14 protein-coding genes are annotated in these 13,693 nt (G+C 66.1%); 6 read left to right on the forward strand and 8 right to left on the reverse strand.

Features of this window, described 5'->3' with window-relative positions; genetic code table 11:
- Positions 1-12 precede the first annotated feature (12 nt).
- A complete protein-coding gene (locus AC6JAM_RS04680) occupies positions 13-1,659 on the forward strand; it encodes a DNA repair helicase XPB (protein WP_018769544.1) in 1,647 nt (548 codons plus the stop codon).
- 19 nt (positions 1,660-1,678) lie between these two features.
- On the opposite strand, the gene AC6JAM_RS04685 is transcribed toward AC6JAM_RS04680, so the two are convergent.
- Positions 1,679-2,548: an FHA domain-containing protein gene (locus tag AC6JAM_RS04685; RefSeq protein WP_224084287.1), complete on the reverse strand. Its 870-nt coding sequence runs from the start codon at positions 2,546-2,548 to the stop codon at positions 1,679-1,681.
- 5 nt (positions 2,549-2,553) lie between these two features.
- Positions 2,554-2,811 carry a hypothetical protein gene (locus tag AC6JAM_RS04690; RefSeq protein ID WP_018769542.1) on the reverse strand — a complete coding sequence of 86 codons (258 nt, stop codon included), beginning with the start codon at positions 2,809-2,811 and terminating at the stop codon, positions 2,554-2,556.
- A gap of 245 nt (positions 2,812-3,056) precedes the next feature.
- On the opposite strand from AC6JAM_RS04690, the gene AC6JAM_RS04695 reads away from it, so the two are divergent.
- From AC6JAM_RS04695 to AC6JAM_RS04710, 4 genes are all read left to right on the forward strand, one after another.
- Positions 3,057-3,557: a DUF427 domain-containing protein gene (locus AC6JAM_RS04695; protein ID WP_497934166.1), complete on the forward strand. Its 501-nt coding sequence runs from the start codon at positions 3,057-3,059 to the stop codon at positions 3,555-3,557.
- A 73-nt stretch (positions 3,558-3,630) separates the two neighbouring features.
- Positions 3,631-4,341: a response regulator transcription factor gene (locus tag AC6JAM_RS04700; protein ID WP_018769540.1), complete on the forward strand. Its 711-nt coding sequence runs from the start codon at positions 3,631-3,633 to the stop codon at positions 4,339-4,341.
- Between the two features lie 2 nt (positions 4,342-4,343).
- Complete coding sequence (locus AC6JAM_RS04705; protein WP_488315051.1) at positions 4,344-5,855, forward strand: sensor histidine kinase; 1,512 nt, start codon at positions 4,344-4,346, stop codon at positions 5,853-5,855.
- Between the two features lie 106 nt (positions 5,856-5,961).
- Positions 5,962-6,249, forward strand: a complete 288-nt coding sequence (locus tag AC6JAM_RS04710) for a WXG100 family type VII secretion target (RefSeq protein ID WP_497934167.1) — start codon at positions 5,962-5,964, stop codon at positions 6,247-6,249.
- Positions 6,250-6,274: 25 nt separating this feature from the next.
- Here AC6JAM_RS04710 and AC6JAM_RS04715 read toward each other — a convergent pair whose 3' ends face one another.
- Positions 6,275-7,396: an RNase H family protein gene (locus tag AC6JAM_RS04715; RefSeq protein WP_497934168.1), complete on the reverse strand. Its 1,122-nt coding sequence runs from the start codon at positions 7,394-7,396 to the stop codon at positions 6,275-6,277.
- A 292-nt stretch (positions 7,397-7,688) separates the two neighbouring features.
- On the opposite strand from AC6JAM_RS04715, the gene AC6JAM_RS04720 reads away from it, so the two are divergent.
- The gene (locus AC6JAM_RS04720) at positions 7,689-8,999 is read left to right on the forward strand and encodes an ABC transporter substrate-binding protein (protein ID WP_018769536.1); all 1,311 of its coding nucleotides are present in this window, start codon (positions 7,689-7,691) and stop codon (positions 8,997-8,999) included.
- Between the two features lie 150 nt (positions 9,000-9,149).
- Here the strand turns inward: AC6JAM_RS04720 and groL are convergent, their stop codons facing one another.
- From groL to AC6JAM_RS04745, 5 genes are all read right to left on the reverse strand, one after another.
- The gene (groL, locus tag AC6JAM_RS04725; protein WP_018769535.1) at positions 9,150-10,784 is read right to left on the reverse strand and encodes a chaperonin GroEL; all 1,635 of its coding nucleotides are present in this window, start codon (positions 10,782-10,784) and stop codon (positions 9,150-9,152) included.
- Positions 10,785-11,074: 290 nt separating this feature from the next.
- The gene (locus AC6JAM_RS04730; RefSeq protein ID WP_497935911.1) at positions 11,075-12,388 is read right to left on the reverse strand and encodes an ABC transporter substrate-binding protein; all 1,314 of its coding nucleotides are present in this window, start codon (positions 12,386-12,388) and stop codon (positions 11,075-11,077) included.
- Positions 12,388-12,594, reverse strand: coding sequence for a cold-shock protein (locus AC6JAM_RS04735; protein ID WP_134165653.1), 207 nt, complete (start codon positions 12,592-12,594; stop codon positions 12,388-12,390). Before AC6JAM_RS04735 ends, AC6JAM_RS04730 begins: the two co-directional genes overlap by 1 nt.
- A 53-nt stretch (positions 12,595-12,647) precedes the next feature.
- Positions 12,648-13,286: a LytR C-terminal domain-containing protein gene (locus AC6JAM_RS04740; RefSeq protein ID WP_056389168.1), complete on the reverse strand. Its 639-nt coding sequence runs from the start codon at positions 13,284-13,286 to the stop codon at positions 12,648-12,650.
- Between the two features lie 51 nt (positions 13,287-13,337).
- Positions 13,338-13,667, reverse strand: coding sequence for a DUF3263 domain-containing protein (locus AC6JAM_RS04745; protein ID WP_018769531.1), 330 nt, complete (start codon positions 13,665-13,667; stop codon positions 13,338-13,340).
- Between the last annotated feature and the right edge of the window lie 26 nt (positions 13,668-13,693).

The following is a 13,693-nucleotide window of genomic DNA, read 5'->3' on the forward strand; positions in this document are numbered from 1 at the left end:
AGGATTCCCCGCGTGACCGACGGACCCCTGATCGTCCAAAGCGATAAAACCATCCTCCTCGAGGTGGACCATGAGCTGGCCACCGAGGCCCGGCACGCCATTGCGCCGTTCGCCGAGCTGGAGCGGGCGCCCGAGCACATGCACAGCTACCGGCTGACCCCGTTGGGGCTGTGGAACGCCCGGGCCGCCGGGCTGGATGCGGAGAAGGTGCTGGATGCGCTGCTGAAGTACTCGCGTTTCCCGGTTCCGCATTCGCTGCTGATCGACGTCGAGGAGACCATGTCCCGGTATGGACGCCTCCGCCTCGAAAAGGACCCGCGCCACGGACTGGTCATGCGGACCGATGACTACCCCGTGCTGGAGGAAGTGATCCGGGCCAAAAAGATCGCACCGCTGCTGGGTCCAAGGATCGATGGCGAGACGGTGGTGGTGCATGCCTCCCAGCGTGGGCAGCTCAAGCAGCTGCTGCTGAAACTCGGCTGGCCGGCGGAGGACCTGGCCGGTTACGTGGACGGCACGCCGCACCTGATCTCCCTCAACGAGGACGGGTGGAAACTGCGGCCCTACCAGCGCCTGGCCAGCGAAAACTTCTGGGCGGGCGGCAGCGGGGTGGTGGTGCTGCCCTGCGGCGCCGGCAAAACCCTGGTGGGGGCCGCGGCCATGGCCACCGGTTCCACCACCACACTGATCCTGGTCACCAACACCGTGGCCGCCCGGCAGTGGAAGGACGAACTGCTCAGGCGCACCTCCCTTACAGAGGAGGAAGTGGGCGAATACTCCGGCGCCCTGAAAGAGGTCCGGCCGGTGACCATCGCCACCTACCAGGTGCTCACCACCAAGCGCGGCGGCATCTACCCCCACCTGGAACTGGTGGACGGCCACGACTGGGGACTCATCATCTACGACGAGGTCCATCTCCTGCCCGCACCGATCTTCAGGATGACGGCCGACCTGCAGGCCCGCCGCCGCCTTGGGCTGACCGCCACCCTGGTCCGGGAGGACGGGCGCGAGGGCGAGGTGTTCAGCCTGATCGGACCCAAGCGGTATGACGCACCCTGGAAGGACATCGAGTCCCAGGGCTACATCGCGCCGGCCGACTGCGTGGAGGTCCGCGTCGACCTGCCAAAGGACGAACGCGTGGCCTACGCCATGGCCGACGACGCGGACAAATACCGGCTGTGCGCCACCTCCGAATCCAAGACACACGTGGTGGAGCAGCTGGTGGCGCTGCACGCCGGCGAGCAGCTGCTGGTGATAGGCCAGTACATTGACCAGCTGGACGATCTGGGCGAGCGGCTGCAGGCACCGGTGATCAAGGGCGATACCTCCGTCAAGGTACGGCAGAAGCTCTTTGACGCGTTCCGCGCCGGGGAGCTGCAGACCCTTGTGGTGTCCAAGGTGGCCAACTTCTCCATCGACCTGCCGGAGGCCTCGGTGGCCATCCAGGTCTCAGGCTCCTTCGGCTCGCGGCAGGAGGAGGCGCAAAGGCTGGGCCGGCTGCTGCGGCCCAAGAAGGACGGCAGGGCGGCCCGCTTCTACTCACTCGTGGCACGGGACACCCTGGACCAGGAGTTCGCTGCCAGGCGCCAACGGTTCCTGGCCGAGCAGGGGTATGCCTACCGGATCATGGACGCCAAGGACGTGCACGCCGCGGACTGACCCGCAGCGTGCACGCCGTTCACGTCACGCCCTCGGAACTGTCGCGCTCCATGGTGCCCGTTCTGGGATCGAACTGCGGGCGTTCGTAGGCCAGTTCCCCGCCGCTGCGGCCGCCGTAGGGACGGCCGTGGTCCGCAAATTCCTCCCGGAAGAAGGCCAGGCACCATTGCCCCATCTGGATCCTTGCCCCGGTCCGCAGGACGGATGGTCCCGTCCGGGAGACGCTGCCGCTGACGGGACCGTTCGGTACCAGGACGTATTCATCCTGCCCGTCGTGCCTGATTTCGGCGTGCAGCTCCGCCAGGCCCTCGAGCCGGACGTCCGCGCCTGCGCCGCTCCCTATCGTTGTAACGTCTGCCGTGAGGGCCACCTCCCGCGGAATCTGCCCGGTCCAGGTGGCGGCGTCCTGGACAAAGATCAGCCGCGGCCGGCCACCGCCCCTGGCGTAGTGGGTGGTGGTGATGCGGCGGGTGATCTTCCGCTGGACAGTGGGCACCAGCGGCAAGGGCGTCGACGGCGGCAGCAGCCGCATTCCTTTGGGCCTCCGCCTGCCCTGGCGGACCAACGGCAGCAGGGAGCCGAGTTTGCCGAGCTTGATGTGGGGGGAACGCGTGACCAGCCGCTGGGAGGCAGGGCTGGCCACGTTGCCCAGGCTGAGGATGTTTCCGCCGGGGCCGGCCACGGTGATGCTCACCCCCTTGCGGGCCAGCAGCTCCGCCAGCGGTTTGATCTCCTCCAGGGAGGGCAGCCCGCCGCCGGTCAACGGCGCCAGGCCTTCCAGGGACACTGTTACCTCGGTGCCGGCGGCCCTGGCGCTGCCCGAGGTGACGGCACCGGACTCGTCCGTGTAGGAGAAGTCCAGATCAACGTCCAGACGGTACTGGGGCATGTCCGTCAGCCGCGGTTCGCGTCCGACCCGGCGGCATCCCTGTCGCTGGTGGTGACGCGCAGGCCGCCGTTGAGCTTCCATGTGGCGCGCGGCGCGTCCGGGCCGATGTCGCGTGGAACTTCAATGGTCATATCGACGAACTGGTAGTTGATCGCAGCACCCTTGCCGGTGAGATAGGACCACATCTCCTCGGCAAGGTCTGCCCAATCCCGGATGCTGCGTTCGTTTACAGCTGCGTTTTCAGAAGCACTCAGGTCAGTCATGATGGTCTATCCCCTTCGATGGGCCAGGAACTATCGGGTTACTACCGTTGTTGGCGCGGGACCACCAGGGACGGGACGAGGCGGCAGCCGGTGATCCGTTGGAACGCTGGTGCCGGGCTTGACCGCCCGGCAAGCATCACTGTATTCCCGGCCGCAGGGCGGGGGAAGATGCGGGGCGCGGAACGTTCTTGCCGTGAATTGGGTTCCCTGGTGCGTAACAGCGGTCTGCGACGCACACTGGAAGCATGAGTCCACGAATCATTCCCGCGGTCCCCGGGCCAGGCCAGGAATCGGTCTGGGACTACCCCCGCCCGCCCCGGATCGAACGCAGCACGGAACGCATACGCATCGTCCTTGGAGGCGAGGTGATCCTTGACACCACCGACTCGCTGCGCGTTCTTGAGACCAGCCATCCACCGGTGTACTACGTCCGGCAGTCAGCATTCGTCTCCGGCGCGCTGGAGCCTGCTGCCGGCAGCAGCTTCTGCGAGTTCAAGGGCGCGGCCAATTACCTGACGGTGCGCGGCGGGGGTAAGGAGGCGGACGGCGCTGCCTGGTCCTACCCCGAGCCGGCGTCCGGGTTTGAGGCGCTCGCCGGGCGGGTGGCCGTCTACGCCGGGAGGATGGATTTCTGCGAAGTTGACGGGGAACGGGTGCAGGCGCAGCCGGGCCGCTTCTATGGTGGCTGGATCACCAGCCGCGTGGTGGGTCCCTTCAAAGGCGAGCCGGGAACAATGGACTGGTAAGCCCAAGCGGGCCTTCATCATGCTCACAACGAATATCCAGACAACTCCCAGAGACTGGGAGCATGATGGGAACATGAACAAGAACGGTCCAGAAGCCAGGCTGCTCGTCGTCGACGATGAACCCAACATCCGCGAGCTCCTCTCCACGTCATTGCGGTTCGCCGGCTTTGAAGTGGTCTCCGCTGCCAACGGGCGCGATGCCCTCGCCGCGGCCGACACGCACGCCCCTGACCTGGCCGTGCTGGACGTCATGCTGCCTGACATGGACGGCTTCACCGTGACCCGCCGGCTCCGTGCCGCCGGGAAGCACTTCCCGGTCCTCTTCCTGACCGCGAAGGACGACACCGAGGACAAGGTCACCGGCCTCACCGTGGGCGGTGACGACTATGTCACCAAGCCCTTCAGCCTCGACGAAGTGGTGGCCCGGATCCGCGCCGTCCTGCGCCGGACGCAGCCCCTGCTGGACGACGATGCGGTGATCCGCGTTGACGACCTCGAACTCGACGACGACGCCCACGAGGTGCGGCGCGGGGGCACTGTCATCGAGCTCTCCCCCACGGAATTCAAGCTGCTGCGCTACCTCATGCTCAATCCCAACCGGGTGCTGTCCAAATCGCAGATCCTGGACCATGTGTGGGAGTACAACTTCAACGGCGACGCGTCCATCGTGGAGTCCTACATATCCTACCTTCGGCGGAAAGTGGACATCGACCCGGAGGCGCCGGCCCTGATCCAGACCAAGCGCGGCGTGGGCTACGTGCTCCGGACGGCTGAAAAGCGCTGACCTTGCTGAAGCGGTGGAAGTCGGCCTCGCTCAGGTCGCAGCTGGTGGCCATGATCATGGCCCTGCTGATTGTGGCCCTGACGGTGACCGGAGCGGTCACACTGACGCTGCTGCACAGCTATCTCCAGGGGCAGGTGGACGACAAGCTGAATGCCGCCGTCGACTCTGCCCGGAAACAGCGCTCGTTCACGCAGTTGCAGGCGCCCAGCTCCATTCCCACCGACTATTCGCTGATGCTCTTCGCCCCGGGTGAGCAGCCGTACACCTTCGGCGGTGATCCGGACGACCACCCGGACATCAGCGCCATCTCCGTGGAGCAGGCGCAGGCACGCGGGCTGGTTCCCTTCCAGGTCCGTGGAACGGACGGGGAAAACTGGCGGGTGGTGGCAGTGACCGTCCAGAACGGCCAGACCACCGCAGTTGTGGTCATCGGCCTGCCCCTGGAGAGCGTTGACGATGTCCTCAAGCATGCCACTCTGGTGGTCACCGGGGTGGGCCTGTTGACGCTGCTGCTGGCCTCGCTTATTGCCAGCTGGACCGTGTCGAGGTCCTTCCGGCCGCTGGCCCGCGTGGAGAAGACTGCGGCAGCGATTGCCGCCGGTGACCTCTCCCGCCGTGTGGAGGTGGAGAACCCTGCCACCGAGCTGGGCCGGTTGAGCAGCTCGCTGAACGCCATGCTGGCGCACATCGAGACCGCGTTCGCTGCACGGACCGCCTCAGAGGCACGGATGCGCCGCTTCGCCGCCGACGCGTCCCACGAACTGCGCACTCCCCTGGTCACCATCCGCGGGTTCTCCGAGCTGTACCGCCACGGCGCCCTGGCGACGGACGAAGACGTGGCCACAGCCATGGGTCGGATCGAAAGCGAAGCCAAGCGCATGGGTTCGATGGTTGAGGACCTGCTCCTGCTGGCACGCCTCGACGAACAGCGGCCGCTGCAGCAGAAGCCCGTGGACCTGCAACTGATTGCGCACGACGCCGTGGTTGATACCCAGGCCAGCGACCGGTCCCGGCTGATCACGCTCACCGGGCTCGACGGCGGTCCGGCGGCACCGGCCCCGGTCCTTGGGGATGAGGCCAAGCTGCGCCAGGTGGTGGGCAACCTCGTGGGCAATGCCCTGCGCTATACCCCGGAGGGCAGCCCCATCGAAGTCGCCGTCGGGGTCCGCGGGACGGACGGCGAAGAACGTTCCATCATCGAAGTCCGGGACCATGGGCCGGGTATCTCGGAAGAGGACGCAGCCAAGGTCTTTGAACGCTTTTACCGGGCTGACACGTCCCGGACCAGGGAGACGGGCGGCAGCGGCCTCGGGCTCGCCATCGTGGCGGCCATCGTGGGGTCGCACGGCGGTTCGGTAAGGGTGGAAAAGACCGACGGCGGCGGCGCCACGCTGGTGGTGAGCCTTCCGCGGCGTGAGGATTCCGCCCGCACTGGCGGCGTGGACGGGCAGGAAACCACCGCCCGCAGTGCCGCAGGGGCCAAGGGCAGCGACGGGTCGGTTATCCACATATAGTCCTCCGGCCATGGCTGCCGCCCGGTTCTGCTCCATAGGCTCGTCCCAGCAGCCCGGATCCGCCGGGCGCGGGGGCGCTCCGCCCGCCGTATCGAAAGGCACAGCCATGAGCATTATTTCCGTCGACACCGAATTACTGCAGCTGAAGTCCGCGAACGTCCAGGCCACCGTGGACCGGATCAGCGCGGACGTGCACGCAATGAAGCGTGGCCTCGACGAACTGCAGGGATCATGGCGCGGTGCAGCGGCCACCAACTTCCAGGCGCTCATCACCGAATGGACCATCACCCAGGGCCGGGTGGAGGCGTCGCTGGCGTCCATCAACGCGGCCCTGACCTCTGCAGCGGCCACGTATGCCCAGGCGGAGCAGGGAAACACGCAGCGGTTCAGCTGACGCCCGTGTGAGCTGAACGGTTCGCCTACGCTTCCGGCGTTCCCTGATGGAACCGTAGCCGCCACCGGCCGCCGTCGAGGACCCACAGCGAGCTGCGCAGCGTGGTGCCTGAGCGGGCGAAACTGCGGTAGGTCAGCAGGACCGCGCTGGTGCCGATGCGGTCAGCGCCCAGGATTTCGATATCGGTCCGTTCACCGGGATCCTCTTCGAGGGCCATCATCATGGCGTCCCGGGTCCAGACCCTTCCCGAGCTGCCAATCTCCATGAAGTCCGGGTGCAGCAGGACAGCTGTCCGGCCGATATCCCCCCGCACCAGTGGGCCCAGCAGCTCACGTTCGAGCTCTTCCACCAGCGCCTCAGGCGGGATGGCGCCGGCCTGTTGCGTTGCCTCGGCCATGTCAAGGGCGTCGCTGTCCAGTTCGCTGAACAGGTCAAGTTCATCGAAGGCCGGGAGCGGTTCAGGGGTGGCGCGCGGCCTGCCGGCGCCCGCGGCCGGTGCGCCGCCGCCGGCCCCTGGTACCGGGCGGCCAGGAGCAGCGGTCGGGATGTCCAGGGTGGCGGGCGGGAAGCCAATACCGGAGGGCTGCCCGTCGGCGGCATGTCCGGAGCCGGATGGGGTCGCAGCAGGTTGGTGTGCGGCTGCGTGGTGTGCAGCTGCGTGGTGCGCGCCAGGGTGGTGTCCGCCGGGGAACCCGGGCCCGGACCTGGCTGCCACGCCCTGCTGGTACGCCGTTGCCGCGGCCCTGGCCCGTTCGTCCGCAGCCTCGTTCAGTTCATGGCCGGCGTGGCCCTTGACCCACTCAAATGTGTAAACCCGGCCGGCCAGCTCGCGGTCGAGTTCCTTCAACAGTTCCACGTTCAGGACGGGTTTTCCGTCTGCCTTGCGCCAGCCCTTGCGCTTCCAGCCCGGCATCCATTTGGTAATTGAGTTGATCACGTACTGGCTGTCGCAAAGGATGCGCAGGTCCTCACCGGGCAGGTGGGCGGTGGCGCGCAGGAGGTCAAGGACAGCCATCAGCTCACCCTGGTTGTTGGTCCCGTGCGGCCAGCCCCCGGCCCGCCAGCAATCGTCATTCACATACCAGGCCCAGCCGGAAGGACCGGGATTTCCCAAGGCCGAACCATCAGCCGCTGCAATAATCGTCACCAAACCATCCTGCCAGAAGCCACCGACATTGGACCGACGCCACAGCATCCCAGCCTGGCCGGGCTGCCGCACCCCTTCGGTGCCCCGGCAGCGGGCTGTGCGAATGGTCGTAAGCGCAACTTTGACGGCCGAAGCGACAGGGGTTGGGAAAACGCTTACCGAAACTTCTTGACGTGAGCATGCCGGGCGCGACACAATCACTTCATCACTCGAGAAAACGGTTTCTGATCTTCGCCGGTCAGCGCATCACGGCGACCCCGGCGCACAAGGAGCCCATCCGGAAGGAACATCAATGACGATTCCAGTCGTAAGCCGGCGCCGCTTCCAGCTGGGCGCGGCCGCGCTGGCACTCTCCATCCTGGCCACCGGCTGCGGGGCCCCCGGCGGTTCAGGCGACAACGGCCAGGTGACCTTGCGGTTCGCCTGGTGGGGCAATGAATACCTGAACGCACAGACAAACAAGGTCATCGCGGCCTTTGAGGCATCGCACCCGAACATCAAGATCAAAGCGGAGCCGGGAGAATGGTCCAGCTACTGGGACAAGCTGGCAACGAAGACCGCCGCCAACGATGCGCCCGACGTCGTCCAGATGGACCAGAAATACATCGCCGAATACGGCGGCCGCGGGGCGCTGATGGACCTGTCCAGGCAAAACGGCATCGATACCTCAAAACTGGACAAGGAAGCGCTTGCGTCGGGCCAGTACGGCGGCGCCCAGTACGGGTTGAGCACAGGCCGGAACGCCTATGTCATCATGGCCAACACGAAAGTGTTCCAGGCAGCGGGAGTGCCCGTGCCGGACGACAAGACCTGGACGTGGAAAGACTTCGTGGACACGGCGGCGAAGATCAGCGCAGCAGGTGACGGGAAGAGTTACGGGGCCGCTTATGGCAGCAACGAAGCCGACCTGATCATCTGGCTGCGCCAGCACGGCGAGAATCTGTACTCAGGGGACGGCAAGCTCGACTTTGAAGCCGCGACTGCAGCGTCCTTCTGGGAACGGATCAAGGAACAGCGCGACTCCAAGGCCAGCCCGGCGGCCACCGTGGCAACCGAGGATGCAGGGGCAGGACTGGAGGAAAGCCTGTTCGGAACAAACCGGGTGGCCATGGCCTGGTGGTGGACCAACCAGCTTGGTTCCCTTGAAGCCACCACCGGCAGCAGCATAAAGATACTGCGGGCCCCCAGCGTCGACGGCGCCTCGGCCGGCAATGGCATGTACTACAAGCCCACCATGTTCTGGTCTGCATCCTCCCGTTCGAAGCATTCCCAGCAGGCCGCGGAGTTCATCAACTACCTCACCAACAGTCCGGAGGCGGGTGCCATCCTGATGACCGACAGGGGCGTCCCCACCAATCCGGACATCGTTTCGGGCATCACCCCGCAGCTTAAGCCGGCTGACACCACCGTGGTTGGATTCCTGAAGGACATAGCCCCGGACATCAAGGACGCACCGCCTGTCCCGCCCGTGGGTGCAGGGAGCGTCCAGAACGTCATCAGGAGGTACACGGATGAAGTGCTGTACGACCGGATGACCCCGCAGGCCGCGGCGGAAGCCTTCAAGAAGGAAGTCCAGGGGATGCTGGATTCGGCCCGGAAGTAACTCCCCTCCCACAGCTCCTTGTCCGGGCGGCCAAGCCGGCACAGGCCGCATCCGTGGCCGGGAACAAAACCTCCGGCACAAAAGTGCGGCCCCCTCGCAAACGAGGGGGCCGCACTTTGCGGTTGGCGGGAGAGGTCCCGGCAGGAGGGCTTAGAAGCCGCCCATGCCTCCCATGCCGCCCATGTCGTCTCCGCCTGCGGGGGCGGCGTTCTTCTCCGGCTTGTCAGCCACCACTGCTTCGGTGGTGAGGAACAGGCCAGCGATGGAAGCCGCGTTCTGCAGGGCAGAGCGGGTTACCTTGACGGGGTCGTTGACGCCGGCAGCCAGCAGGTCGACGTATTCGCCGGTGGCTGCGTTCAGGCCGTGGCCTGCGGGCAGGCCGCGGACCTTGTCCACCACGACGCCCGGCTCGAGGCCGGCGTTGAAGGCGATCTGCTTCAGCGGGGCGTCGATGGCAACGCGGACGATGTTGGCGCCGGTTGCTTCGTCGCCGGAGAGCTGCAGGTTGGCGAATGCCTTGGCACCGGCCTGGATGAGGGCCACGCCGCCACCGGCCACGATGCCTTCTTCAACTGCAGCCTTGGCGTTGCGGACTGCGTCCTCGATGCGGTGCTTGCGCTCCTTGAGCTCAACCTCGGTGGCGGCACCGGCCTTGATGACTGCAACGCCGCCGGCCAGCTTGGCCAGCCGCTCCTGCAGCTTCTCGCGGTCGTAGTCGGAGTCCGAATTCTCAATCTCGGCGCGGATCTGGGAAACGCGGCCGGCGATCTGGTCGGCGTCGCCGGCACCTTCAACGATGGTGGTCTCGTCCTTGGTGACAACAACCTTGCGGGCCTGGCCCAGGAGTTCCAGGCCGGCGTTCTCCAGCTTGAGTCCAACCTCTTCGGAGATGACCTGGCCGCCGGTGAGGACGGCGATGTCGGCCAGCTGGGCCTTGCGGCGGTCGCCGAAGCCCGGAGCCTTGACGGCGACAGACTTGAAGGTGCCACGGATCTTGTTGACGATCAGGGTGGCCAGGGCCTCGCCCTCGATGTCCTCGGCAATGATCAGCAGCGGCTTGTTGGACTGCATGACCTTTTCCAGGACAGCAACCAGTTCCTTGACGTTGGAGATCTTGGAGTTGACGATCAGGATGTACGGATCCTCAAGGACCGTTTCCTGGCGCTCGGCGTCCGTGACGAAGTAGGCGGAGATGTAGCCCTTGTCGAAGCGCATGCCTTCGGTGAGCTCGAGCTCCAGGCCGAAGGTGTTGGACTCCTCGACCGTGATAACGCCTTCCTTGCCCACCTTGTCCAGGGCTTCGGCGATGAGGGCACCGATTTCGTCGTCACCGGCGGAGATGGAGGCGGTGGCCGCGATCTCTTCCTTGGTTTCGATTTCCTTGGCGGAAGCCAGGAGTTCGCGGGTGACAGCCTCGACGGCCTTCTCGATGCCGCGCTTGAGGGACAGCGGGTCGGCGCCGGCGGCAACGTTGCGCAGGCCTTCCTTGACCAGGGCCTGTGCCAGGACGGTGGCCGTGGTGGTGCCGTCGCCGGCAACATCGTCGGTCTTCTTGGCAACTTCCTTGACCAGCTCAGCGCCGATCTTCTCGTAAGGATCGTCCAGCTCGATCTCCTTGGCGATGGAAACACCATCGTTGGTGATCGTGGGGGCGCCCCACTTCTTTTCGAGGACGACGTTGCGTCCACGCGGGCCGAGGGTGACCTTAACGGCGTCGGCGAGGGTGTTCAGGCCACGCTCAAGGCCGCGGCGTGCCTCTTCATCAAATGCAATGATCTTGGCCATAACGGCAGTAGTCCTTTCGGGACAGTCGTTAAGAATGAACCTTCGCTGCAGTGCCCGCGACGGACGATCCTTTGACGGCGGCCTCTGTATGCCTCCGGGAGGGGATCTCACTGAAGTGAGGTGTTTCTTTCGCTCCTCGTCCGGTGCCCCGCGCCGCCGGCCGGAACCAGGCTTTGCTTTAGCAGTCGGTACGTCAGAGTGCTAACTCAATAATTAGCACTCCCCAGGTGAGAGTGCAAGCGAAAAGACGCCGGACGGGCGGGTAGGGGCAGCGGCTTCGCCCAGGGCGATCAGCTTGAATGTCCGGCCGTCTCCCGGCCGGTGGGGGTGGGGTTGTTCTCGGGGCCGTAGGTGAATACGGAGAAAACGGCGGTGGTGATATCCCCGTTGGAGTCGAAGGCAACCGGTCCTGACTCGCCGTCGTAATTGATGTCCGGATTGGCAGCAAGGCCGCCCAGGCACTCCTTGTACGTCAGGCACGGGGCGGGCGGGACCGTTGCCCCCGGGGCAGGTGTCCCTGCGGAGGGCATCCCCTGGGATGTGGTCCTGCCTGATGCGGCGCCACCCGAAACCGGAACCAGGTTGGCGGCGATGGAGCGTCCGGCATCGTCCTGGGCCCTTGCCGCCGCCAGGGCCGCCAGGGTAACGGCGTCGTAGGTTTCAGCAGCATACGAGACGTCCTTCAGGGAAGGATCAACGGCCAGGAGCTTTCCCTGGAAGGCGGCGGTGGGCAGTTGGCCCGGGACGACGGCGCGGGCGCCGTCCAGGGTCCGGGAGGCGAGCCCTGATCCGTAGCGGGCAAAGGCGCCATCGCTGAGGAGAACTTTTGAACCCCTGAGGCCGGAGTTGTTCAGCTCGGCCAACGCGCCCTGCGCCCCTTCCCGGGCAACCAGGACCACGGCGTCAGGGCTGGCCTTGGCTGCGGAGCGTGCGGCTTCGGCGGCGGCGCCGGGCTTGAAGGCGGCTCCGGGCAGGACCGTCAGGCCGGACTGTTGCGCGGCTTTCGTGACGGCAGCCGACAGGTCCTTGCCGTAGGCACCTTCCTGGTACACCACGGTGATGCTGGCGGCCCCGGCGTCCTTGGCGAGTTTGGCCAGCACAGGACCTTGCGCGACGTCGGCCGCGGCCGTGCGGAAGTAGTAGCCTCCGCTGGCGATCCCGGAGAGGGCGGCAGCGGTGTTGGCCGGCGAGATGAGGGGTATGCGTGCGTGGGACAGGATGTCCACGGCGGCGGCCGCGTGGCTGGAATCGGTGGGTCCAATGACCACGTCCGCCTTGGCGGCCACCAGGTCCTTGGCCTGGCCTGCGGCTTCCTGGTCCGGATGCGCCAGCAGCAGCTCCACCGGCCGGCCTTTGTGTCCGCCGGCGGCGTTGATTTCCTGGACGGCCAGCTTGGCGGCCGCCAGCTGGGGCGCATTAAGGAAGGCATTGCCGCCGGTGTTGTCCAGGATCAGGCCCACCCGGAGGACGCCATCGCCGGAGGCTTCGACCGGGTCCACCCTGGCGTTGCCGCCGGCGCCCGAACATGCTGTGACCGCGAGGACTGCCCCCAGGGAAACGGCCAGCGCCGCTCGGCCGCGGACCGGGAAACGGTAAAACGGCATCACTGGGCGGGCCGGACGTTTTCTGCCTGGGGACCTTTTTCGCCCTCCCCGACTTCCAGCTGCACCCTCTGCCCCTCATCCAGTGCGCGGTAGCCCTCCCCCTGGATCGCGGACCAGTGGACAAAAACGTCATCACCGGAGCCGTCAACGGTGATGAAGCCATAGCCCTTTTCAGCGTTGAACCATTTGACGGTTCCCAGTGCCATGATGAACAACTCTTTCCGTTGGGGTTATGCAGCCGTGGGCGGAGCGGGTGCGGCTAGCGGTATCCGGGGCCAAGCACCACCACGAGCGGCACCTGGAATTCGGTGCTGTTCACCACGGTGGGGATGTTGAGCAGCCCGGCAAGCGCCTGTGCGTTTGCCAGTTGCTGGGGGCCGGAGTAGAAGATCACGGAGGATTTCTGCGGGGCGCCGGACCAGTTGCCTACCTGGCCGAGGCGCCATCCGTCCGCCTGGACGGTTCCGGCCACCCGGCTGGCCAGCCCTGCCGTGCCTGCCGCGTTGTAAACCGCCACTGCCTGCGTCCTGTCGACGGCTGCCTCCCGGGTGGCGGAAGGTGTGGCCTGGGGCTCCGGGTCACTGCTTTGGGTTGGTTCAGACGAAGCAGACGGAGACGGCGAAGCAGGAGGCGCGGATGCCTGCGTGGCCGATGGAGTGGTTCCGGTTCCGGCCAGCGGAGCTGACTCCACGCTCGCCGATGCCTGGCTCGCGGTGGCGCTGAATCCCAGCTTGGGAAGGATCAGGAAGGACACCAGCCCTATGGCAAGGGCCGCCATCCCCACTACCAGGATGGGCCACAGCCGCACCCGGGACGGGGCCGAGGCCGTCCGGTGGACACCTTGTCGCGACGCGGCCTCCGGGACCTTGTCGAATTCATCGCGGGCGTATCTGGTCATGGTGGAAGGACATCCTTGTTGATTGCGGCTGTTGTCCCGGCCTGGGGGTTGTTAAGCGTCGGATCCCAGGCGCCGGGCAGTGCGCGCACGGTGGCGCGACGTACGTAGTCTACGCAATCTCTTCACCAGCATGGGATCGTGTGCCAGCGCATCCTCGCGGTCGATCAGTGCGTTCAGGAGCTGGTAGTAATGGGTCGCGGAGAGGTCAAAGAGGTCGCGGATGGCCTGCTCCTTGGCCCCTGCGTACTTCCACCATTGCCGTTCCAGGGCCAGCATCTGCTGTTCGCGCTCGGAGAGGGAGGACTCACGGAGGGTGAAATCCGCCAAAAGGGACTTCCGTGGATCCTGCTCCGGCAGGTGTTCCCGGGCCGGTTCCGCCACGGCACACTCCTTCGCTGGTTACGGTA

This window comes from Arthrobacter sp. GmRoot5-12, from assembly GCF_059739365.1.

Bases quoted from the DNA above. Each gene is read 5' to 3' on its own strand.
- AC6JAM_RS04685 (WP_224084287.1), bottom strand. From the start codon at position 2,548: ATGCCCCAGTACCGTCTGGACGTTGATCTGGACTTCTCCTACACGGAC.
- AC6JAM_RS04690 (WP_018769542.1), bottom strand. From the start codon at position 2,811: ATGACTGACCTGAGTGCTTCTGAAAACGCAGCTGTAAACGAACGCAGC.
- AC6JAM_RS04695 (WP_497934166.1), top strand. From the start codon at position 3,057: ATGAGTCCACGAATCATTCCCGCGGTCCCCGGGCCAGGCCAGGAATCG.
- AC6JAM_RS04700 (WP_018769540.1), top strand. From the start codon at position 3,631: ATGAACAAGAACGGTCCAGAAGCCAGGCTGCTCGTCGTCGACGATGAA.
- AC6JAM_RS04710 (WP_497934167.1), top strand. From the start codon at position 5,962: ATGAGCATTATTTCCGTCGACACCGAATTACTGCAGCTGAAGTCCGCG.
- AC6JAM_RS04720 (WP_018769536.1), top strand. From the start codon at position 7,689: ATGACGATTCCAGTCGTAAGCCGGCGCCGCTTCCAGCTGGGCGCGGCC.
- groL (WP_018769535.1), bottom strand. From the start codon at position 10,784: ATGGCCAAGATCATTGCATTTGATGAAGAGGCACGCCGCGGCCTTGAG.
- AC6JAM_RS04730 (WP_497935911.1), bottom strand. From the start codon at position 12,388: ATGCCGTTTTACCGTTTCCCGGTCCGCGGCCGAGCGGCGCTGGCCGTT.
- AC6JAM_RS04735 (WP_134165653.1), bottom strand. From the start codon at position 12,594: ATGGCACTGGGAACCGTCAAATGGTTCAACGCTGAAAAGGGCTATGGC.
- AC6JAM_RS04740 (WP_056389168.1), bottom strand. From the start codon at position 13,286: ATGACCAGATACGCCCGCGATGAATTCGACAAGGTCCCGGAGGCCGCG.